We start from the raw sequence: 25381 nt of genomic DNA on the forward strand, positions 1-25381 counted from the left end.
AATTAATTTATACCCAGTTCGCTGTCCCAAGCAGGGTTCCAATCGCCTTCTTCTTTCAAGTATGTAATAACTTCAGCTCGCATTCGATGGGTTTCGGTTTCAATTCTTTTGAATAATCGTTGGTATTCCTTGTCATTTTCAAAACGATTATAAAAACCAGCCTTCATATTGCAAAACCATTCACCCCTATCCTTTTTTTGAAAAAAAACCTCCTCCAAATAATCTAAAAAAATACTTTTTTGATTAGAAGCATAATAGCAGTTCAATAATATTTTGTCTTTCATATGACTATCCATTAGCTTGTTTTTTTCTATTTGATAGTTATACTCCAAACAAATCTTATCTGAAAAAAGATCGGCTTTTTCATTTTGATTATTAGCACGTAAAAAATCAATGTATTTAAGGATAATTCCTTTACGGGGATACGTCAAATCTTTACCTAAAATGGATTCGTTTGCAATCTCAGGATAGGCTTTTTCAAATAATTCCAAAGCTTCTTTGGGATTTCCTAAATTAAAAACCTTTTGAGCCCTGTACGAAGCAATTTCATAATTGCTAATTTCTCCTTGTTCAAACATAAATTCAATTACCTCACCAGCACTTTCAAAATCTCCCATAAAACTATGAAAGTAGGCCACTATAGGTATTTTAGCCGAATATCTAAGCTGCATTGTCCTAGCATACTTCTCAGCTAAAGGCCACAAATCCAATTCCAAAGCAGCGGCAATGTTCCAATCAAGATTTGCCCTATTGGTAGGGTCTATTTTTATTGCTTGGTGCATTGATTTAAAGCCTTCAGCTAAATCGCCGAAGGGTTCACTGGCCAGCATCGCACCTTTATAACGCAACATTCCAATTTCTTTAGGGTTAATTGCCAATTGTCGTTCTGCGATGGCCAATGCTTTCTCATGTTCCTGATATTTCCAGAATAAATCTCTAGCCAATACATTGGTATAAAATCCATTACCAGGATCTAATTCAACCGCTTTAACCAAATGTTTATTTGCAATTTGTGGATGTTCTGCGGCACGTAATGAAAGATATAATTCAAATTGCGCATCAGGATAATTTGGTTTTAATTCAATAGCTTTTCGTACATCACTAATAATATCAGCAGAATCTTTGTTGAAATTCCCGATATTTCTTCTGTAAGTAGCGTAGGATGTTAATACTTCTGGTTTTTCAGCATCTAAACTTAGTGCCCTATCCATGTGAAATTTCGCTTTTTCATCACTAGTTTTTATATCTAGGCTACCAAACCAGTGCCATAGAATGTAGAGAAAGGACAACTCGGCATGGGCTTCGGTAAAATTGGGTTCATGATCAATAGCCTCTTCCAGTAACTCAATTGCATGTTTTATTGAGGAATCATCGCGCTTTTTAGAAAAACTTCTTGATTTTAAATATAATTTGTAGGCTTCTGAATTCTCGGTGATTCTTTGGTTTAGTGCCTCTTCGTCTTTTGACAATAATCTAACTTTCAATTCTTTAGCAACCTTCCTACTTATATTTTCTTGAATATCCAGCACCTCGTCAAAACTTTCATCATAGGTATTCGACCACAAATGGTACCCATTTGCAGCATTAATCAACTTTGTTTTAATCCTAACCCTTCCATCATAATAACGAACACTACCTTCTAAAACATAGTTAACCTCTAATTGTTCAGCGATAAATTTGATATCCGTGTTCCTACCTTTGAAGGCAAATGAGGAAGTTCGTGCGGGAACCTTAAGGCCATTAATATTTGCCAATTCATCTAGAATTTGATCTGTAAGCCCATCGGCCATGTAATCGTTTTCCTTTTCTGGACTAAAATTAACAAATGGCAAAACTGCGATACTGGCTGTGGCCTTGTCTTCAAAAAGGGTCTGACCTCTAAAAAAGAAACGATCGGTCAAAAGGAGGCTTACCAATAATGCAAGAACCATGATAATGCCCTTATTTAATCTTTTCCCGATTCTTTTATTTCCTTCTTCATTGGATTCAATGTTTTTGGTAAGCTTAAAACCTTCAGGGGTAAGCTCATATAACCATGCTAAAATCAGAACTATTGGAAAACCAATAATTAAAATTTTTGTAATGGTAGCGGCAACTGCTTCCGGAAAATTTAGGTTTGGGCCTACAGTATTTGCGATTTGTATTAGGAGCCATGAGCTTATAGCATATGCTGTAGCTACTTTGTAAACATTTCTCCTTTTTAATTCTTCAAAAAAACCTCCCATGTATATATTTTAATTATTGTATCCCGGGTTAGGTTCCAATTCCGGGTTGGCATCCAATTCCCGTTGGGGTATTGGCAATACCAAAAAATCGCTATTGAAAAACAGGTTGTTCACAGACTGCCCTAACCTTTTGATATCGTGTAATCGATGGCCCTCAAATGCAAGTTCAACTCTTCGTTCAATAAGTACTTCTTCTAAAGTTATATCTGTAATTGGGACCGCATTGGCACGATTTCTAAGTAGATTAATATCATCTTCCGGTGATAAACCGACAGCAGTTCCAAGTCTTAGATTGCATTCGGCTCTTACCAAATGCATTTCGGCCATTCGTAAAAAGGGAATATTTGCAAATTGACCTTGCCATTTGGATGTGACAAAGGTTGAATTACCCTCATAAAAAAAAGAACTTCTGTCATCCAAGGATGTAAACAATTCAAAGTAGGGCGGTTCTATGGTAACATCTGCCGTGACTGAACGCCCTCCAAATTCAATCGTGGCCCAAAACGTATTAAAATCATTAAAACCATCTTGTGTTGTTATTTGCCAGCTGAATATATCTTCCACTCCGTCTGATGTATTATTAAAGGCGAGGGCATAATTAGTAGCAAGTGCATGTCCACTATTTTGGATAACATTGTGTGCAGCATCCCTAGCGTTGGCAAAATTACCTTGCTGTAAAAACAATCTTGCTAAAACTGCCTGTGCAGCATAACGATCAGCAAAAACACCATTGGCATCTGGTAACAAATTGATTGCGTCTGAAAGATCTTGAATGGCTTGTTGGTAAACTTCTTCAAGGGTGTTTCGAGAAGGAAAGCTAATCTGTCCTGCATTTATAACTCCTTCAAGTAAAATTGGTAATCCAAGTTGGGTATTTTGCAAGCCTTGTTCATAAGGTAAGGCGAACAAACGTGCCAATTCAAAATAAACTAAACCTCGAATAAATTTAGCTTCTCCCTCTATTCTTTCCCTTTGCTGCGCATCTTCAACAATTGCTAAATTGTTCAAAATAATATTTGCTTGATTGATAGCTCCGTAGCCAACAATCCAATACTGTTGCGCCCCAAAATTATTTGAGGTCATTTGTTTTCTATTAAACTCTGCTGGCCAAAAAAAGGTGCCCCGCCATGCCAATTCACCGGAATTCGCCAATAATTCGGAAGCTAATTGAATGCGACCGGAAAACAAATCTTGTTGACCTGCTAAATCATAAGCAGCCACCAAAAGTCGTTCAATATTAGCTTCATCTGAAAGAACATTTTCAGTAGTCAAATCTTGAGGAGGAACCAAATCTAGATTGTCATCGCAAGCAATAATTATTAAAAAAATAATACACCCTATATTAAATCTTAAACTTTTCATAGTTCTAAAAATCAACATTAAAACCAAGCGTAAACGTTTTTGCTGGTGGTGCTGAATAGAATTCCAGATTGGGGTTTAGATTGTTATTGGTAATAAAATCGCCTCTCGACTCAGGATCCCACCCATTTGTATAATCAGTTATCGTTAGCACATTTAGCCCAGTCAGATAAATTCGAAAGCGTTGGATGTTAAATTTTTTGGTAATTTCTTTAGGGAAAGAATATCCAAAAGATAGATTTCTCAAACGGATAAAATCGGCTTTTTGAAGATACCTTGTCGATTGTTGTGTTCCATTAGCGCCAAATAAACGGGCTTGAGGCACATTAGTTATGTCACCAGGTTCTTGCCAACGATTCAGCTGGTCACGCGTTTGATTATCAAAAAAATCAGCGTTAGAAGATTGAAATTGTCCACCCCCATTAAATATTGAAGCTCCCCATTGCCCTTGAAAAGTAATACCCAAATCGAATTGACCAATGTTGAAATTATTAGTCATTCCGGCCAAAACTGTAGGAAAAGGGTTGCCGGTAACAATCCTTGAGGCCTCACCGAAATTATTGGTTGTTGATTTATCTAAATTCCCATCCGGTAGTTCAGAATTTCGGTAAAATAGGGCATCTCCATTTTCAGGATCCACTCCAGCATACTCTACCAAATAATACGCCGAAACCGTTTCACCTTCCCTAACAATGTTTTGAAATGAAACAATATCTGCTCCATTTGGTAATGCCTTAACTTCATTTTTATTTGTTGAAAGATTAAATGAAGTTGACCAGGAGAAATTTTCATTTAGAACGTTTTTAGTATCCAAAACAAATTCCCACCCTTTGTTCTCAAGATCTCCTGAATTTCTTAAAACTGAATTAACGCCGGATGTTGAAGGAACAGGAACGTTTAATAAGAGTCCCTCGGTATTCTTAACATAATAGTCTACACTTAGGTTTAATCTGTTTTCAAAAAATCCTAAATCCAATCCAAAATTATACTGCTCTGTTTTCTCCCAACTTAGTTCTGGATCTCCTAAAACTGATATTGACAAACCCGCATTTTGATTATACGTACGAGCTGCGCCAAATAAAGATTGACTTGCATAATTACCTATTTCTGCATTACCTGTAAGGCCCCAGCTTGCCCGTAATTTTAAATTTGAGAGTGTCTTGTCTTCAAAAAGGAATTCTTCATTGGATATAACCCAGCCACCTGAGAATGCTGGAAACGTTCCATATCGATTTTCGTTACCAAATCTTGAAGAACCATCAATTCGCACACTGGCCTTAAATAAGTATTTATTCGCGATAGCCGTATTGGCACGCAAAAAATATGATAAAAAATTAAAGCTATCCTTAGTAGTACTTCCTCCAACAATTTCACCTGCACTTGCCAAAGTTTGTAAATCATCTGATGGAAAATCTTGACCTTGGGTATTTTGTAACCTCCGATTGTCATGTTCAAACGACATACCTAAAACCACATCAAAATCAACTTTACTAAACGTTCTATCGTAGGTCAAATAATTATTCAATACATATTTCTCATTCTGTATCGATAGCGCATTTGCAAAACCATTGGTTGAAGCAAACTCTGTTAGACTTCCAAAAAATCGGTCTTCTGTTTGATTATTGAGATCATAACCAATCTCAGATCGAAAACTTAAATCGTTAACAACATTATATTCACCGAAGAGATTTAAATTATTTCTCCAAATGTTGGCATTTAAATCTGCATTGAACTCTTGAAAAAGGAAATTGTAATACAATGTGTTACCATTTGGAACAATACCACCTTCAGAGAAAGGTCTTGTAAAGGGTATTTGAGCAATTGCCTGCAATGGTGTAGCAAATTGGTTGTCATTCGCTAAACGTGAGATTTGGGTTTTGGAAATTGAACTATTGATACCGACAGCGAATCTATCAGAAACATTATGGTCCAGATTAATTCTTAAGTTATACCGTTCTGAGCGATTGCCCCTTACAATTGCATTCGTTTTGTTATAGCCTGTAGAGAGAAAAAAACGTGTCTTGGCGTTACCTCCAGAAATGTTGACCCCCAAATTTTGAACACCACCATCGATCAAAGCCAAATTCTGCCAATCGGTATTCACTGAACTATTGCGCCAATCTTCTTCATTATCGGCCCAGATATTAAAAAAACCCGCCATATCATCTTCTGTGAACCCAACATTTAATCCGGCTTCAGTAAATAATTCAACATATTCAGCTGTGTTCAAAAACTCACGCCTGTTTGTTGGGGTACTCCAACCGTAAGAAGAATTCAAAGAAATCTTGGTTTTACCCAATTTTCCTTTTTTGGTAGTAATCAATACCACGCCGTTGGTGCCCCTTGCACCATATATGGCTGCTGAAGAAGCATCTTTTAGAATATCGATTGATTCTATATCATCAGGATTCAATCCAATAAGCGGATTTATAGGCGAACCACCCAACCCTTCATAATCATTAATCAAAGGGATTCCGTCTAAAACATACAAAGGTTCCTGAGAACCTGTAATTGTGGCTACTCCTCTAACTCTAATTTTTACACCAGCTTCAGCACGACCTCCAACCTGGGTTATCTGTACTCCTGGAGTTTTTCCTACCAACGTGGTTTGAAAATTTGAAGTAGGTATTTCTTTTATATCTTCAGCTTTAGCCGATACTACATTATCCGTTAGTTTTACTTTACTGGTTTCTCCAAAACCAATAACCACAACCTCGTCCAATCTGGATGTTTCGGACCTCATTGTAATATTTAAAGTAGTACTATTGCCTAATACCACTTCAATTGTAGAAAAACCTATATAACTGAAAACCAGCGTCTGCCCGACTTCGGCATTAATAAAATAATTGCCATCAAAATCGGTTTTTGTACCCAGTGAGGTCTCTTTCAATAAAATATTCACATCAGGCAATGGAATGCCATCACCATCAGTAACGGAACCTTTAATAAGTAATTCTTGAGCACCAATTATTGAAACTCCCCCTGATATAAAAAAAACAACAAGTAAAATTTTTATAACCCTCATTGCTTATATGGTTATGATTTAAAAATATGATCATTCCAATAAGCCACCTTTAATTTGATAGGGGAAAAAGTCTTAGCTAAAGACTTTACAATTTAAGAAAGCAGCTAACATTATCTAGAACCGCCTTTCATCCTCAAACTTCTAAGTTACATCCTCACAGACACTTAAATTTAAAAAAAATATCTAAAGGTTTATGTTTTATAAAAAAGATTAACTGTTTTTTTTTGAATTCTTTTGCATTCAATGCAGTATGGTAAATAATTGTGTCTAACATCTTTACAGAAATCCTCTTAAAAAAAGAAGTACTCTTCAATGTCAAAAAGAATGTGCTGCGACCTTACTTAAAGTATAGCTGATAGCGGTATGAAAACCAGTAGACAATGCCCTTGACTGCTACCATAATTAGAATCTAGGAATTTTTTCATGATATCACCCCAACCAACCTTCTCTATCTAATGATCGGTACTGAATAGCCTCAGAAATATGGTTGCCAGTAACATTTCCAGATTGTTCCAAGTCCGCAATGGTCCTTGCAACTTTAAGAATACGATCGTAAGCCCTGGCAGAAAGGTTTAGGCGTTCCATTGCACTCTTTAATAACTGAAGTGAGGCATCATCAAGTTTACAGAACTCCCGAATCTGTTTTGTGCTCATTTGAGCATTGTAATGTACATTGTCGAATTCAGTAAACCTTTTGGTTTGTACCTCCCTCGCTGCGATTACCCGTTTCCGTATTTCCTGACTGCTTTCCCCTTTTCGTTCATCTGAGAGTTTTTCAAATGGAACTGGAGTTACTTCAATATGAATGTCTATTCGGTCTAACAATGGGCCGGAAATCTTACCAAGATACCGCTGCATTTCAGCAGGTGAGGTTGTTACGGGAGCATCTGGATCATTAAAATAGCCCCCGGGACTGGGATTCATACTTGCCACCAACATAAAACTACTCGGGTAAGTTACGGTAAAACGAGCCCGAGAGATGGTAACCTCCCTATCTTCCAATGGTTGACGCATTACCTCCAAAACACTTCGTTGAAATTCAGGAAGCTCGTCCAAAAACAAGACCCCATTATGTGCTAAAGAAATCTCACCGGGTTGTGGATAGGCTCCCCCACCGACCAAGGCCACATCAGAGATAGTATGGTGCGGTGAACGAAAAGGCCGTTGACACATTAAACCCATATTTTTAACCTTGCCAACGACGCTGTGAATTTTGGTTGTTTCTAAAGCCTCATGAAGGGTCATTGGCGGTAGAATTGATGGCAGTCTTTTAGCCAACATGGTCTTACCTGCACCTGGCGGGCCAATTAAAATAATATTGTGTCCACCAGCAGCCGCAATTTCCATACAGCGTTTTATACTTTCTTGCCCCTTCACATCAGCAAAATCAAACTCAGGAAATTCAAGATTTTTATAGAACTCGGCACGGGTATCTAAAATCGTGGGTTCCAGATTCTTTCCTTCCCCAAAAAAATCAATGACTTCTTCGATATTGTCTACGCCGTAAATTTCAAGTTTATTGACAACGGCAGCCTCCTTGGCATTTTCTTTTGGTAGTATAAAGCCTTTAAAACCCTCTTTTTGAGCTTGGATTGCAATAGGTAGTGCACCTTTTATGGGTTGGAGGCTTCCATCCAAAGATAGCTCTCCCATAATAAGGTATTTATCAACTTCTTCAGCTTCTAGCTGACCTGAAGCTACCAAGATACCAACAGCCAATGTTAGATCGTAGGCTGAACCTTCTTTACGCATATCGGCCGGAGCCATATTGATCGTAATTTTTTTACCAGGAATCTTATAACCATTGTTTTTTAAGGCTGCAGCAATGCGATAATTACTTTCTTTAATAGCGTTGTCGGGCAATCCGACCAAATGGTAGCCAATACCTTTATCTACATTGACTTCAACAGTAATCGTAGTGGCATCAACGCCAAAAACGGCGCTTCCGTAAACTTTGGTTAGCATGGTTGGTGTTTGGAACTAAAATAGTCCTTTTTGGAACAAATGGCTATTCAACCGTAATACTTCTACTAAAAGAAATGGGTTTGCCATAAGTAGTGAAACCATCTACAATAATCTCGAATTCACCGGTAATATCCGATGTAAAGAATTCGAATTGTAATTGACCCTCATCAACTACGACGTTTGGTTTCCATAACAGTAACCTTCTATAATCGGGGATTCTATCAAAACTCCCTGTTTGATCATAAACTTGCGAAAAATAGTTTTTTTGAGGTATTGGTTTCTTTAAATCCAAAAGAACCCCATTCGGTGGACGATAATCCTTAAAATAATCTCCGTCAAAAGTTTCGACATACATAATACCTTGGTATTCTTCGTTGCCCAGACGGAATTGATCTCTAATAAGACTTATTGATTTTATGTTTTTAGCGTTATAGTCTTTAACTGAATTATGGTCGGAAACAAATACCCCATCAAACAGAACAATCGCGGGAAAATTATTGAGTTCTTCGTTGAACCGCTTAAAATCTTGTACAATTCGTATGAAATCATTGCCTGTAGGATTTGGGCGATACCTAGCTATATTGATGATTTCAACCAAGGTTTCTTTGAACGTTTTAAACCGGGTATAATCGTCCAAATTAAAAACCATTGAATTCTCACTGTTAAAAGGATTTTCCGGATTGGTTTGAAGTATGGAGTCCGGTTTCATTGCAAAATATTGATTCTCAACTTGGTTATGTATACTCCGCAATTTTATGGCCTCTGACATTTCTTTTTGAATCGTATATTCTCCAAATTCCAAATTATCCAAGTTTAATTTTCGGGATGGTTTTAGTTGAATATTTGCCTCCTTTTCTGTGCCTGTTGCTTGAAGTACAATGGAACCTGTTTGGTAATCTTCTCTGAGATAGGTATAAAAACCACCATTAAAATCCGTCAAAACGGATTTTAGCACAAACTGTTTACCAGGAAGTGAAACAACTACCGGAGTTTCAGAGATCGGTTTGCCGGTGATTTTATCTTTAACCGTTCCAATCAAAAGTTCCCCATCCCTTTCAGGCAAAAAAATGTGCCCTGACCTATCTAAGTTGGCAAGCTTGTCAACATTTAAATAGTCATTGGCAAAAGAAATGGCATTTGAATTTTTATTTGGATACAACCCGTCCTTTTTCTGTACTCTAATGGAATAGGTGCCATACCCTAAATTTCCTTTGTAATTCTTTAAACCTAATTCTACTTTCTCGCGTTTTTGATAGTTGAATTTCTTCAAAATTATTCCCACAACAGATGAATCCATCTTCAAACTTGATGGTGTTCCCTTTTCCTTATCACCAATCTTGTCTTGGGTTTTAGAAAGTAACAATGACTGGTCAGCAGCATAAGGATTTATGATAATGAGGTCATCCTTGAATACCTGGGCCAATCCATTGTTCTTCATCCACTGCGTATATCCCAAAAGTTTATATACTCCGGATGGAATTTCAGTCGAAACAAAAAAGTCTCCCTGACCTAAACCATCGTTCAATCGAATTTTTTGTTCAAATAAATATTCCTTGTTCCCATTCACTAAAGCTAAATACCCGAGTTTACTTTGTGACGAAAGCCGGCTATTCTGGGCGCTGAAACATTGAAATGAGAAGTAAAGGTATTCGCCAGAAAAAACAACTGGCCCTGTATGGCTCACATAGACTTTTTCTTGAGGCAACTTTTTAAGAACTTCTAAATCCAATTCGGAATTCACTGTTTGTTGGGCCAAACTGCCCGTGAAAACGAAACATACTAAACCGAGGATTTTTACTATTTGCTTCATTCTTCCCAAAATTCAGGTACAACGTTACTTCCCAACTTTGTGCAATCCCCGCAAGTAGCAGGCCATGTGAAAAAAGCTCCATTGTCACCAAAAGCGTATGTCACCGCACCTAATTTTATCAAATCGATCAAGGGCGAATTACATGAGCTTCTACATTCGCCATCCTCACAACGAGGAGGAAATTCTGCGGTCAATCCCGGCATTCGTAATGCCTCTTCTCCACAATTCGTAGGATAAGGTGGTGGTAATTCACCTGGAAATAAGTCAGAATAATTAAAAAACAGTCTTTTTTTACTCACTGATGCCACTTCAAAATACCCGAGAACCATTTCCTCTTCATTGGATATTGATTGAATATTACCCTCTAAAAATCCAGGCTGTACTTGAGAAAATATATTGTCGAAAGAAGAAAATTCGCCCAAACGTTGGTAAAATGAATATGCGTCCTGTGTTTGGGAAAATTGCGTTACCTCAATGCTATACCGGTTTGCGATAAAGTAGTTGTCACTTGAAAGAAAATGAAGCGAAAAATCTTCCACTACCCCAGAGACCAAATCAGCTGTTGAACCTTGAATCAAAGCCGTGGATTTAGAAGAGCCAAAACAAGTTCTACGTTCATCTTCCCAAGGCACAAGGTCCACAGTAAAAGGGATTTCTTGACACGGCTGGTCTTGCACAATTCTAAATCTTACCGGCTGCCAATTGGGTGCTATTATTTTATAGGTTTCTTCGAACTCAAATCTAAAATATGCTGGTTCAATTCCTTCTGTCAAGATATCCAAAAATATACCTACACCATCTTCACCAAAATCATTATCCAGTCTTTCAGCCTTAAAATTTTCAACTTCATAGGCCTCTGGCATTGGAGTAGCACTAGAACTATATTCACGCCCATCGTTGGTTAAAACCTCTAGTGTATAACTTTTGCCTTGCTCTGCTGCGAATTCAACATTTGATGTATAGACGCCATCATTGGTTTCACTAAATTCAAATTGCCGTCCATCGCTATCGATTACAGTGACATTGGCCCCTATTTCTCTTGACGGCACCAAAGAAAGTCCAATAGCTCTTGACAGTAGCACTTCGTGTTGTTTGAATTCATCTGTAATAATTGCCTCAACAACTAAAAAATCTTCTGTGTTAGTAGTCTCAGGACGAAATTCCTCTAAACATGAAACCATGATAAAGGCGAAAATCGAAAAGCCCCATATGTAAAAACTAACATTCTTCTTCATTCCTTCTACTACTTACGAATTCAAAATTTAAAATTATAGGTAATTGCCGGTACTGGGATTCCAAATATGGAACTCTGCAAGGCTTTCACTTGACCTTCTTCGGTCACAAAAAAAACGGAATACGGATTATTTCTGCCTAAAACATTATATACCGAAAGGGTCCAGAAACTGTGCGCCAATTTATTTTTCTTGTGATTACCTTCCATATTGATTCCTAAATCCAATCGATAAAAATCTGGAATACGAAACTGGTTCCTGTTACTGAAGGCGACGAAATCAGAACCCCTAAACTCAAAAGTTGCCACGGGAAAAGTTACCGGCCTTCCGGTTTGGTAGACAAAGTTTGCCGAAAAACTATAGCGCTTTGTCAACTTATAATTCGCTATCAAACTTATATCATGGGGTTTGTCAAAGTTTGAAGGGAAAAAGTCACCTCCATTAATTCGCTCTTCACTGAATGGGCTATCAAAACGGTAAAAGGAACGAGAATAAGTGTAACCCAACCATCCATTAAACTTTCCCCGGTTCTTTTTAATTAGAAATTCGACTCCATAAGCTTTGCCATCACCTTGCAATACTTCTGTTTCAACATTCTCATTAAGAAATAAGTCAGCTCCCGTTTTAAAATCAAGCACATTGTCCAATCGCTTGTAATAGCCTTCAAGACTAAGTTCAAACATATTGTCATTAAAGTTTTTATAAAAACCCAAGGATGCCTGCAGACCTGTTTGTGGTTCAATATTCAAATCGGAAAGTTTCCAGGTGTCAATGGGAGAGACCGTGGTATTATTGGTTAAAGTATGTATGAATTGATAGGCGTTGTTAAAGCTGGCTTTGACAGAAAAATCAGGAGTGAACAAATAACGAAGTCCTAGCCTTGCTTCGGGTCCGCCATAAGTCTCGATTACATCGCCACTACCATAACTAATGGTATCCCTAACCGCGTCTTCATTACGGGGCAATCCTTGTTGATATGTTCGCTGGGTACCAGAGCCTAAAGCGGCAAAAAATGCATATCGCAGACCGAGTTCCAAACTAAGTTTATTGGTAACCGCAATTTCATCACCAAGATATAGGGCTCCTTCAATCGCTCGTTCCGTATCAATAAATACGGGGGCGATATCCGACTCATTACCTTGTGGTTCAATACTCCCGGGATTTACCGAATAAAACTTTGTTGAAATTCCATAATCCAAATCATGTTTATCATTAAGCCTCGTACTCAATTTATACTTGAGTTCGGTTTCGTTGATACTATAGTTCAAATCAAAATCAGTATTGGATTCCCCGTCAAAATCAATTCCAAAACGATAATCGCTATTTGCCAATAGTAAGGCCGCAGTGGTTTTTTCACTATGCCTATGGTTCCATTTAATTGACCCTAGTCTATTCGTATAATTGTAGAGCGAATCAGATGTAATACTAAAATCATCCCTACTGAAATAGGCAGTAGCCCTGATTTCGCTGTTTTCATTGAAACGATGATGATATTTGGCGATGACGTCAATAAAAGAGGCTTGGCTTTTGTTCAAGGACTCTTCATCCAATGCTCTTAGTATCCAATCTGCGTAGGCCCCCCGCCCACCAACGATTATTGAAGAGGTGTCCTTTTTTACTGGAATTTCCAAGGCAAGGTTTCCGGTAACAGGACCTATGGAACCTTCCCCTGAAAATTTTTCCACATTACCATTTTTGGTTCTGATATCGAATACGGAGGATAAACGGCCGCCAAATTCAACGGGTATACTTCCCTTGTATATATCGGCTCCTTCAGTTGTAAAGGGATTTAATGCTTGAAAAATGCCGAAAAAATGAGTGGGATTATAAATTACCGCATCATCTAACAAGACCAAATTTTGATCAGTCTTACCACCACGTACATTCAAGCCCGTAGCTCCTTCTCCAGCTGAAGAAATGCCTGGTAAAGCTTTGGCCACTTGTAATAAATCACGCTCACCAAGTACCAATGGTATATTCTTAGATTCTTCTAGATTAATAGTTTCCGTGCCAGTACTGGTTTCTTCAACATTGCTTACGGCATCTGCTTCAACCGTGACTTCTTCCAATTCCTGTAAGCCTTCTTCCATCAGCAGATTGAGGATTCCATCATTATATATAACAATTTCACGTTCCATATTCTCAATACCCATGGCCGAAGCCGAGATTATGTTATAGCCTGCTGGTAATTCAATGGCATAGTTTCCATTCTCATCGCTTATAACCACTTGACCAGAACCTTTTGACCGAATCGCTAAATCTGGAATCGCTTCATTTGTTCTTCGATTGGTGACTTTTCCTTTGAGCATGTAACTTGATTTTAAGTTGTTGGTATTTGCCCGTCCGATTCTGGTGAGAGGAAACTGTCTTTTTTCTTGTTCTGATTTTTTAAGAATAAAGGTTGGTCGAATACGCTTTTCGGTAATTAATTCATTGCCAGCTGAAATAGCCGAATCCGGTCTTCCAAAGAAATAGCTTGGTAACTCATCATAAATAATGGTATTCCGTAGTAGGATTACCCTTTTTTCATTTTCGAGTATGTAAAAATTAAGATTGGTGTTTAAGAGTAATTTATCAATTGTGGGGCCGATACCATCTTCTTGAATATTTGCAGGAACCTTCTTGTTTACAATCCAATCTTCATTAAAGAAGAAGCTATAGCCCGTATCAGATTCCAATTGCAACAAGGCAACTTTTAGTGAAAGACTGTCCACGGCTTTGACACTATCTTCCTGTGCATTAACTCCTTGCACAAAAAATAATAGTAGGCAAAAAAATAGTAATGCGAAAATAGGAGAAAGAACCTCCCTTCTTCGTTCTTTTTGCATAGCAATAGCGATTGAATTAGCCAATTCTAAGTTAACAAACAATAATCGAAGAATAAAGGATTGAGCGGAAGAATGACCACAAATTTGTCTAGGTTATCCTAGTATTTTGTTCATATATCCAAAAGGCCATCTGGTTTACTCAATCCAAATTGATTTTGAAAAATATATGGGTTTTCCATAGGACGTGAATCCATCTAAAATAACCTCATATTCCCCTTCTAAATCAGATGTGAAAAACTCAAAGTCCAATTCATTTCCTTCTACTGAGACATGAGGCTCCCATAATAACAAACGACGATAATCTGGAATTCTATCGTAGGTTGAGTCAATTTCCGAATAGCGTTGTTTAAAGTAATTTTTATTGACAACTGGTTTTGTGATTTCTGCGGTAACACCATTCTTCGCTTGATACGTTTCGTAATAATTACCTTCAAATGTTTTTACCAATAGCATACCTTGATAGTCTTTATCGGCCATTCTAAATTGGTCTCGTATTAAGCTAATGGATTCTATCTGACGGGCATCAAAATCCCTAATTTCTTCATGGTTAGGAATAAAGACACCATCTATCAAAACTATGGCAGGATAGTCATTGTAGTCTTCTGTAACTTTTTCGAAATCCTGCAAAATTCGAATGTAGTCCCTTTCATTACCGTTATTTCGATAGCCAGCTTTATTTAATATCTCAACCAACGTTTCTTCAAAAGTTTTGAATCTGGTGTAATCGTCTAAATAAACGACCTCGGGAATGCCGCCATCAAAAGGGTCAATTGGGTCTCCTAGTAAAATGGAGTCCGGTTTGGCCGCAAAAAATTGATTTTCAAGCTGGTTGTCAATGCTGCGTTTTCTAATAAGTTCCAGATATTCTTTTTTTAACTTAAAATCATTGAAACTTAATTTCGAAACATCCAGTTCTGGTAACTTTTTTAGCTCAACTTTGTAATCACCTTCTGAATTATCAACTTGCAGAACTGCATTTGACTGTTGGTAGTCTTTCTTTAAATAGGAATAAAAATTGCCTTCGGTATCGGTCTTAGCAAATTTTAATAAGAATTCACCTCCCGGGATGGAAACCACTACCGTTTCACCGGTGACTGGTTCGTTTGAATTTTTGTCGGTCACCGTTCCATAAAGTAATTCTCCACGTTGTTCAGGTAAGAATATATTATCACCCAATTGATTTTCAATTGTCTTCTCAACATTAAAAAAAGCATTTGCAAATTCTATGGAACTATTTTCGCTATCTGACTGAATACCTTCCTTTTTTTGAACTCGAATGGAATAGTTGCCGTAACCAGACGGCCCTTTGTAGTTGCGTAATTTAAGGTTAATGGATTCTCGTTTGGAATAATTTGTTTTATCAAATAGCAAGGAAATGGTAGCTGAGTCCATTTTGACTTCCCGTTCACTAATTAATGCTTCTTCAGGTACTTCTGTCAAAAATTTAGCCTGTTCTACCTGATACGGGTTTATGACAACCAAATCGTCTTGAAACACTTGTGTAATACCATTGTTCTTCATCCAATTTGAATAGCCCAAAAGCTTGTAATTGCCAGAAGGAATGTCTGTACTTACAAAGAAATCGCCTTTGCCCATTCCCTTGTCAAGCTTTATTTTTTGTTCTAGTACAATTTCTTTGGCTTCATTGACCAAAGCAACGTAAGCAACAGTACTGATATTACTTGCTTTATTCGTTTGGGTATTGAAACAATACAATGCGTAATAAAGGTATTCACCCGAAAACAAAACAGGACCGGAATGATGCAGGTATACCTTTTCTTGGGGTAGTTTTTTTAAGCTTTCCAACTCATCATTACCTCTTACCACATATTGTGAAGTAGCCTGTAATATGGCTGCAAACAATATTAAAATGGTTACTAATCTTCTCATATTTTCACTTTTATTCCTCCCAAAAATCTGGTGGAGTGTTTTGACCTATCAACGTGCAATCACCGCAAACTCTGGCAACAAATACATCTATACCAGGACATACTCCGATATTATCAATATTTTCTCCGACATAATTTATTAAACCATCGTTTACCCTTTCAATTACAGAAGGGGGGCATGAGTTGGCGTTCAATCCTGTAAAACAATACGAAACATGTGATTCGGGCGCAGATTCGAGCGTACACGGAAATGGATAATCCGGTAAAGGTTCACCAGGGAAAAAATCGTTGAACTCGATATAGATACGTTGTTCAGAAACAGTACTGGCATCTACATAGCCCAAAACCGTTTCTTGTGTACCGTCAGACCTCGTAACATTAGCTGCCAAAGGTCCTGGTTGTACTTGCGAGAATAGGTTGTCATTTTCTGAAAATTCTTTTAAGGCATTATAAAAATCGAATGAAGCTGAATTTTGTACAAGTTGCCTAACCAAAATGCTGTATCGGTGTGCCGTAACATAATTATCTTTTGGTATGAACCTTACCGGGAATCTTTGGACGGAATTTCCCGAGGTTTGTACTTCACTTTGAATCACCGTATTTGATTTTACTGTGCTATAACAAATTTGATTCTGAACCTCACGCGGTAAAATTTCCAAATCGTAGGTTGGAACAGGTAGTGCGCATGGGTCATAATTAGTAAGTACATAATCTTCCTCGCGCCAGAATGGTGCTACAATCTTATAAGTTTCATCATAGGTGTACCTGTAATTTGGAGAGCCCGAGCCAATGGGCTCACTATCTGCAAAAATTTGAATTCCTTCCTCTCCTAAATCAGTTGTAATTCGTTCAGCATAGAGATTTGCCAGACGAGAAGTTGCAGGTAAACTAATAGCATCGGATTCATAATCTATATTGGATGAGGTAGAAATCTGCAATCGATATTCAACCCCTTGTTGCAGTGCAAAACTTTGGGTTGAAGAATATACACCCTGTTGTTCCTCAAAAAAATCAAAGTTGTTCCCATCGGACCCAATCAATACCACACGTGCGTTTTCTTCGTATTCAACAGAATCCTGTAGGCCCAAACCTAAAGGTCGAAACCTGAAATAAGTCGTATCCGTTTCAATATCCAAGCGGGCTACTGAACGTGTTAAAAATACTTGTTGCGTTTCTAAATTATCTGTGAACGTGGCCTCGACCACTAACATTCCCCCATTTTCATTAGCAACATTTTCGATATCAAGTTCCTCTACACAAGAACTAATCGAAACCAAAACGCCGAGAAACCAAAACAACTTTATGTACCGATTTTTCTTCATTATTCCGTCCAAAATTCAGGTAGTTGATTACTGCCCAGAGCTGTACAATCTCCACAAGCCCTTCGCGCTGTTAAAAATGGACCTCCAGATTCCACTTGCCCCACATTATCCCTTACATAAACAAAATCCCCACTATCTATTGCGTCCAATAAAGGTGAGCCCCCTCCTGGCAAAATCTCTTGTGGCGCACCTAAAAAACTGCAACTTATTGCATAAGGTGGTAGTTCATCATCACCAAAAAAGTCAGTATAGTTAAAAAACAACCGTTTGTTTGACTCACTGCTCACATCAAAAAAACCTATTACCAATTCATCTATATCTTGGGTGTTTTTGATATTTCCTTCAATAAAACCAGGTTGAATACCACTAAACACGTTTTCATTGGTAGACTGCTTTTCTAAGGTTTTATAATAAGAAAATGAAGCTTGATTTACAGCAAATTGTTTAACCAAAATACTGTAGCGATGAGAAATGATAAAATCATCTTTAGGAATAAAACGCACCATAAAGCGATTTAAATTTCCCGTTAGAACATCACCGACCTCATTTAAGATTATTTCGTTTGATTTTTGCGTTCCATAACATACCCTTTTCTCTTCCTGTTTGGGTACTAATCCAAATTCATAAGGGGGTGTGCGATCTAAAACAACCATATCGAATGGAGACCATAGAGGGGCTATAACTTTATAGGTTTCTTCAAATTGGTATCGAAATGTGGCCAATTGTCCATTTTCGACTTTAGAATTTATGAATATTCCTATCCCCTCTTGCCCTTCATCAGTTGTTATTCTTTCAGCATAGATGCTATCAATTTGAGAATTGTTTCTTAATCTTTGGAAAGTTGACTCATAATTCTTGTTGCCAATTTGAACCTGTAATTGGTAATTGACATTAGAGACAGCTGCAAACTTAAGCTGTGAAACATATTTACCAGATTCGGTCTCCTCAAAAAGAAACTCCAATCCATTTCCATCAATTATTCTTACTGTGGCATTCTGAATAGAATTTTGAACGGCATCAAAATTGAAAGCACGAATTTTAGAAAGAAGTACTTCTTGCTCTTCAATTATGTCTGTAAGATTGGCCTCAACGACCAGAACATCCTGCAAATCACTATTCGTTAAGGTATCTTCTGGAATTTCAAATGGTTCAACACATGATGCCAACAACAAGCCTAAAGAAATGAACAATATGTTAGAAAGCACTTTTTTCATTCTTCAGACCAAAATTCAGGTACCACATTACTTCCAAGTTTGGTGCAATCACCGCAAGGCGATGGTAAAGTGAAGAAAGGGCTTAAAAAATCATCTTCTTTTTCTGCTGCAAATACCAAAGTACCTGCAAGAATTTGATCTATAAGTGGAGAATTGCAATTGCCATCACAAATTCCTTCCGCAAAACAATGGTAAGCTTCAGGCCATAGCCTTGGGTTTCCTACAGTTTCACAATTTACCGCATAGGGTGGTAGTTCTTCACCAGGAAATAAATCCTCATAATTGAAATAAACCCGTTTGGAACTAAAAGAACTTAATTCAAAGAAGCCAATGACGTCGACGGAAGAATTATTTTTAGCCGAAATATTTCCATCAATCAAACCTGGCTGTACTTGAGAAAAAACCAAGTCTGAAGACGAAAAATCGTCCAAACTTTCATAAAACGAAAAGGCATCAACACTTTGGGAATATTGGTTTACCAAAATGCTGTACCTATGGGAAATAATATAGTTATCACGACTAAGAAAACGTATGCTTTTGACAATCTCATTTTCAACTTGGTCTTCTGTTGAAGCCAAAATTATGTCTCTTGAACTGTAGGATGCGTAACATGTCTTTGTCTCCTCTACCCTAGGTTTTATTTCAACGACAAACGGATCAGGAAAACACGGTTCATATCGAACTACATCAAATTCAAAAGGGTCCCAATTAGGAGCAATAATCTTGTAGGTCTCTTCATACTCATACCTAAAAAAGTTTGGATCACCATTTGTTGAAGAATTTTTCACATAAATTCCGACACCTTCTTCATCAAAACCATTGAATTCCCTTTTAAATTCAATATCACCTATTTCCACTTTTCGGGGTAAGAATTCCTGTTCGGATCCAAAAGAACTCCCATCGCTAAGGGTAATGTTCAAACTGTAGCCTTCGGAAGGATTGATTACCAGAGCTGATTCACTAACATACGTTCCAGGTTGGGTTTCAAGAAAATTAAACCTTATACCCGAACTGCCCTCCAAAAACACCTCTGCCCCCGTTTCGAAAACAGGTTCTTCTTCAAGTTGGAAAGATCGGCTCAATATGATTTCTTGGTTTATGGGCCTGTCCGAAATTCTCGCATCAACCACAAGTAATGACTCCGTCTGTTCAATACTTGGAGGTTGTATTTCTTCTATACATGATTGCGCAATGACCAGAGTCCAAGCAATACTTATTTTAAATATGTTTTTTATCCCACGCACAAAATCAAAATTTAAAGTTATACGTAATTGAGGGTACTGGGATTGCAAAAATTGAGCTTTGCAACGCCCTAACTTCACCGTTTTCGGTTACAAAGAATACGGAATAGGGATTATTTCTACCCAAAACGTTGTAAACCTGAATAGTCACAAAACTGTGGGCCAGTTTATTCTTTTTGTGGTTGCCTTCGATGTTTATGCCCAAATCCAAACGATAAAAATCTGGAATGCGGAACTGGTTTCGTTCACTGAAGGCTACAAAGTCGGCATTGTTGAAACGAAAAGTACCAATAGGATAGGTTACTGGGCGACCCGTCTGATAAACGAAATTCATTGAAAAACTGAACCTTCTTGTTAAACGGTAATTAGCAATCAAGCTAACATCATGAGGCTTGTCAAAATTTGAAGGGAAAAACTCTCCATTATTAATACGTTCGCTACTAAATGGGCTATCAAAACGATACAATGACCTTGAATAGGTATAGCTTAACCACCCATTAAAGTCTCCCCTATTTTTCTTCAGTAAAAACTCCACACCATAGGCTTTTCCATCACCTTGTAAAATCTCGGTTTCGACATTCTCATTTAAAAAGAGATTAGCACCCGTTTTAAAATCGAGTACATTCTGCATGCGTTTGTAATAGCCCTCGATACTGGCTTCGTACATGTTGTCATTAAAGTTTCGATACAAACCCAAAGCCGCTTGATAGCCTGTTTGGGGTTCAATGTTCAAATCAGACAATTTCCAAGTGTCAATTGGCGAGACCGTAGTATTGTTGGTGAGGGTATGCAGAAATTGATAAGAATTATTAAAGCTTGCCTTAATGGAAAAATCTGGCGTAAATAGATAACGAGCAGAAACACGCGCTTCTGGTCCGCCATAGGTTTCTATAACTTCTCCGCTATCATAAGTTATGGTGTCACGAACCGTGGATTCGTTTCTTGGAAAACCCTCTTCATAAGTTCTTTGGGTACCGTCACCCAATGCTGCAAAGAAGGCATAACGTACGCCAAGATTTACCAAGAGTTTATCGGATAATTTGATTTCGTCGCCCAGAAACAACGCTCCTTCCACTGCCCTTTCTCGAGCAATCTCGATGTTCTGAATATCGGATTCCGAGCCCGCAGGTTCAATACTGCCAGGATTTACACTATAGAATTTACCTGAAAAACCATAATCGAAGCTATGTTTGTCATTTAAGCGGGTATTTAATTTGTACCGAAGTTCGGTTTCATTAATAGCATAGTCCAACTCAAAATCACGGTTACCTTCCCCATCAAAATCAATTCCGAAACGATAGTCACTATTCCCCGCTGTTAGTACACCATTTGTTTTTTCACCCAAACGATGTGCCCATCTAGTGGAAAACAGTCGGTTACTATAATTATAAAGTGAATCTGAGGTAATACTGAAATCATCCCTGCTGAAATAGGCGGTACCACGAACTTCACTGTTCTCATTGAATTTGTGGTGGTATTTTAAAATTCCATCAAAAAAAGACGCCTGACTGTTGTTCAATGATTCATCGTCTAAAGATCTCAAAATCCAATCGGCATAAGCACCCCTAGCTCCTACAATTACTGAAGATGCTTCTTTTTTTAGCGGGATTTCCAAGGCTAAATTTCCGGTTACTGGACCAATGGAACCTTCACCTGATAATTTTTCAACATTGCCATTTTTGGTTTCTATATCAAATACGGAAGATAAACGGCCACCAAATTCCATAGGTACTGAACCTTTATAGATGTTCACACGTTCCGTCGTAAAGGGATTCAAAGCTTGAAAAATGCCAAAAAAATGGGTTGGATTGTAAATTACAGCATCATCCAATAATACCAGATTCTGGTCGGTTTTGCCTCCTCTTACATTCAAACCGGTGGCGCCCTCTCCGGCAGAAGATATACCTGGTAATGCCTTTGCCACCTCTAATATGTTTCGTTCACCAAGTACCAATGGAATATTCTTTGATTCTTCTGCATCGATTTGTTCTGTTCCTGTCTGTGAATCCACCACGTTGCTTACCGCATCTGCTTCAACAACAACTTCATCAAGCTCTTCCAAACCCTCTTTAAGTCTTAAATTGAGTCTGCCATCATTGTACATGATTACTTCTCGTTCTGTACCCTCAATACCCATTGCCGAGGTTGTCAATAAATTGTAGCCTGCAGGAATTTGAATTTGATAATTACCCTGCTCGTCGGTAACGGCTACCCTGTTTGAGCCTTTTATTTGTATTGCCAAGTCTGGAATAGCCTCGCCTGTTCTGGCATTCAAGATTTGTCCAGATAAATTGTAAAATGATCTTAGGTTATCTCGGTCAGTCTTTCCAATTCTTACTGGTGGGTATCTTCTTTTGCCTTCAGACTTTGGAACATCATAAAAAGAAGGTGGAGGAATATTTTGATTGATACGATTTTGTTGCTCGGCCAATTGAAGTGAATCGGTTTCATCAACAAAACCAAATGGTAGCTCATCATATACCAAACTATTTTGTTGAAGAAAAATTCGCTTTTCACTATCCCTAACAAAGTAATTTAATTCCGTTTCGTTTAAAAGTTGGTCGAGAATGGTAGAAAGGGAATCTGCATCGAAAGTTCCATTCACATATTTATTATTAACCCAATCATCAAGGAAGAAGAATTGATACCCCGATGATTTTTCTAATTGTAAAATGGCAGATTTCAATGGAATACTATCAAACTCCATTTTAGCAGGAACATCCTGCCCTCTAACAAATACACCCAATAAAATAAGGGTACATACCAGTAGATTGGTCGGTTTAAACATTTGGTCGAATTAGCTATTCAGCTAAAAGATACGACTAAAAATGATTAAAAAATATACCCTTACGGAGATGTCAATTTTTTAAGGTGAAGACTAATTTATCCTCAGAATTAGCCTTAATTTCTTGCTCATTCATCATCATTTTTCGGAACTCACCATTCACATACATTTCGGCTTGGTCCTTGTAATGCTTACTCATGGGATTCCCAGACTGCCCAGTAGGTAGAATACTTATGCTATTCTCAATATCGGAAAAGTCGATGATGCGCCTTGTTGATGGTATACTGGTAACTTTGTAAGAGCCATCTTCCAAGGTTCTGAATCCTTGATTGTTCAATGTCTCACCTGTACCTACTGAAGGAAAAGGACCTACATTAAAATATTTTCGTAACGATTCCACACGGCCAATTGGATGGTCGTGTTCTAAAAAATGAACCCTATCCCAGGTCCATGTTTCGGTATCATCGCCATATGCAGCCGACAATTCTTTCCATGTCACGTCGAAAGTTGCGGCCAAGATTGCAGACTTCGACTCTTTGATATCTGTTGTAGTAACATTGTCCCACCAAGCGGAATCTTCATTTTCAAAAACCTTGTGAAGTTTTAATTGATTTCCATAGGAATAGTATTCTTCCATAGAATCAAATTCATCAGCGAATAATTCTCTATGAAGGTTATCTCTGAATTTTTCGTAAAAAACGCCTCCAATACTCTTTAGACCAAAGGTTCCGTCCCAATCCAATAATTTTTCAACATAGGCCACTTGAGTCTCGTTTAGCTTGTCAACGTCAACAGCTGACAGACAATCAACTAAAAACTCCGATGCCGTTCTAAGTTCAACGTCATTGGCAAGATCTGCCATATCTTGACGTGTCCATCCAAGCGGTTTTTCGTTCATTGCATCAACAATGCGCCCTGCGCGATGCCATGATTTTGAGAAATATCCTGGAACATACATTCCTGCGGTCGAATCTGGCTGGTTGTTTGCCGAAAAGACATAATTCTGTGGAGGATTAATACATCTTGGATTTTTTGAAAAATCAAGATACTCCAAAGGGTCATCTTCTCCAGAAGCTCCATCTAAAATAAATTTTGTACTTGTGCTATCTGGCATTCGATAAAGTTTGGCCGTTCCCCACCACGCGACGTTGCCTTCTGCATCGCCATACATGACATTTAAACCTGGTGCATGAATTTTAGGTAAAGAGGCTTCAAATTCATCAATTGAATTTGCGTGATTCAATTCAAATAAACCATGCAGCATTTGATTCTCAAACTGTGTATAAATCCAGTGCATACTCACCGGAGTATCAACAATAACCCGAGTTCTATTGGCATAATTGGCGTTCACTATGGGGCCGCGGTGGGTCTTCTTATATTGGAACTCAACGTCACCAACCTCTTTAACCTTAATGGTTTTAGAAACATACTCGAACTTTCTCCACTCGTCTTTAAACTTGTATAAAGTGGTGTCAGTAGGATGATTCTCCTCGTAGTAAAAATTAGTGTCGTCATTAGCCAACATTGTCAACCCATGGGCCATTTTTCTATTGTGTGCCAACAAAGGAAAAGGCACCCCTGCTAAGTAATATCCGTATTTTTCATAATCTGGGGTAACCAGGTGTGCCTCGTACCAAACAGAAGGTTGTGCTTGAGCAATATGTGGGTCGTTTTCAAATAAAACTGCACCTGTGGCCGTTTTTTCAGAGGCCAAAACCCAACTATTACTGCCATATATTTCAGGAATTGGAAGATTCTCAAGTGCATGATTGATTTTCTCATGAATAGCCACCAAATCTGTTCTCGTAGAGTCTTGGTAATACGGAATTTTTATAGCATCATTTGGGTTCTCTTCAAACAATTCGGCCGTGTATATAGAATCTAGGCGCCCTAATAAGTTTGTGTTCACGATATCCCTTGCACCTTTATTGAAGGTAAAACCCATATACGCTACAGCATTCATTACGTCTTTTATTTCAAATGGACTTTTTTCTAGCCCGGTTAGGTAAAACTCAACTGGTGTAGGGCCTGATTCAATAAATTGATTTACACCTTTTAAATAAGATTCGGACAATTTAAGAACGGGGTCATTTGGGTCCATACTGGCCAAATTGTCCTCATTATATTCATCAATACCTAAAGACAAAAAGAACTTGTCTGTTTCCAAGGTAACTTCCCCAAAGATTTCAGAGAGCTTTCCAGAACCAGCCCTCCGTAACAATTCCATTTGCCAAAGTCTGTCCTGTGCATGTACATAGCCCAAGGCAGTTAATGCATCTGATTCGTTATCAGCATAAATATGAGGTATACCATAAGTATCAAAATAAACTTCAACTTCTGCAGAAATACCTTCTAAATCGTGTTCCCCTTCGTAGGTTGGAGTTAAGGAATTTAGAAATAAAAATCCGCCGAAAATCAACAAGATTAGGATACCTAAGAGAATGAGAAGAAACTTGTACCGCTTTTTCATTTGGTCTTTGAGTTAC

At 38.0% G+C, this 25381-nt stretch carries 13 protein-coding genes; all 13 read right to left on the reverse strand.

The window, feature by feature from the left end:
• Window positions 1–2: 2 nt before the first annotated feature.
• The 13 genes from HCU67_RS10950 to HCU67_RS11010 all read right to left on the reverse strand — a co-directional run bounded on the left by HCU67_RS10950 (window position 3) and on the right by HCU67_RS11010 (window position 25365).
• Window positions 3–2225, reverse strand: a complete 2223-nt coding sequence (locus tag HCU67_RS10950) for a hypothetical protein (RefSeq protein ID WP_168552663.1) — start codon at window positions 2223–2225, stop codon at window positions 3–5.
• Between the two features lie 9 nt (window positions 2226–2234).
• Window positions 2235–3587 (reverse strand): RagB/SusD family nutrient uptake outer membrane protein, encoded by a 1353-nt coding sequence (locus HCU67_RS10955; protein ID WP_168552664.1) that lies wholly within the window; start codon window positions 3585–3587, stop codon window positions 2235–2237.
• Between the two features lie 4 nt (window positions 3588–3591).
• On the reverse strand, window positions 3592–6609 hold the full coding sequence (locus HCU67_RS10960; protein WP_168552665.1) for a SusC/RagA family TonB-linked outer membrane protein: 3018 nt from the start codon (window positions 6607–6609) through the stop codon (window positions 3592–3594).
• A 429-nt stretch (window positions 6610–7038) separates the two neighbouring features.
• A complete protein-coding gene (locus HCU67_RS10965) occupies window positions 7039–8574 on the reverse strand; it encodes a YifB family Mg chelatase-like AAA ATPase (protein WP_168552666.1) in 1536 nt (511 codons plus the stop codon).
• Between the two features lie 43 nt (window positions 8575–8617).
• Complete coding sequence (locus HCU67_RS10970; protein WP_168552667.1) at window positions 8618–10384, reverse strand: hypothetical protein; 1767 nt, start codon at window positions 10382–10384, stop codon at window positions 8618–8620.
• Window positions 10381–11619, reverse strand: a complete 1239-nt coding sequence (locus HCU67_RS10975) for a DUF4249 domain-containing protein (RefSeq protein ID WP_168552668.1) — start codon at window positions 11617–11619, stop codon at window positions 10381–10383. The genes HCU67_RS10970 and HCU67_RS10975 overlap by 4 nt, the downstream gene beginning before the upstream one ends.
• Window positions 11620–11639: 20 nt before the next feature.
• Complete coding sequence (locus HCU67_RS10980; protein ID WP_246865762.1) at window positions 11640–14468, reverse strand: TonB-dependent receptor; 2829 nt, start codon at window positions 14466–14468, stop codon at window positions 11640–11642.
• A 111-nt stretch (window positions 14469–14579) separates the two neighbouring features.
• On the reverse strand, window positions 14580–16334 hold the full coding sequence (locus HCU67_RS10985; RefSeq protein WP_168552670.1) for a hypothetical protein: 1755 nt from the start codon (window positions 16332–16334) through the stop codon (window positions 14580–14582).
• 10 nt (window positions 16335–16344) lie between these two features.
• Window positions 16345–17655 carry a DUF4249 domain-containing protein gene (locus tag HCU67_RS10990; protein WP_168552671.1) on the reverse strand — a complete coding sequence of 437 codons (1311 nt, stop codon included), beginning with the start codon at window positions 17653–17655 and terminating at the stop codon, window positions 16345–16347.
• Window positions 17655–18869 carry a DUF4249 domain-containing protein gene (locus tag HCU67_RS10995; RefSeq protein WP_168552672.1) on the reverse strand — a complete coding sequence of 405 codons (1215 nt, stop codon included), beginning with the start codon at window positions 18867–18869 and terminating at the stop codon, window positions 17655–17657. The genes HCU67_RS10990 and HCU67_RS10995 overlap by 1 nt, the downstream gene beginning before the upstream one ends.
• Window positions 18866–20113, reverse strand: coding sequence for a DUF4249 family protein (locus HCU67_RS11000; protein WP_168552673.1), 1248 nt, complete (start codon window positions 20111–20113; stop codon window positions 18866–18868). The genes HCU67_RS10995 and HCU67_RS11000 overlap by 4 nt, the downstream gene beginning before the upstream one ends.
• A 4-nt stretch (window positions 20114–20117) precedes the next feature.
• Complete coding sequence (locus tag HCU67_RS11005) at window positions 20118–22898, reverse strand: TonB-dependent receptor (RefSeq protein WP_168552674.1); 2781 nt, start codon at window positions 22896–22898, stop codon at window positions 20118–20120.
• A 70-nt stretch (window positions 22899–22968) separates the two neighbouring features.
• Complete coding sequence (locus tag HCU67_RS11010; protein ID WP_168552675.1) at window positions 22969–25365, reverse strand: penicillin acylase family protein; 2397 nt, start codon at window positions 25363–25365, stop codon at window positions 22969–22971.
• Window positions 25366–25381: the final 16 nt, after the last annotated feature.

The organism is Croceivirga thetidis, from assembly GCF_012272815.1.
Taxonomy (GTDB): Bacteria; Bacteroidota; Bacteroidia; order Flavobacteriales; family Flavobacteriaceae; genus Croceivirga; species Croceivirga thetidis.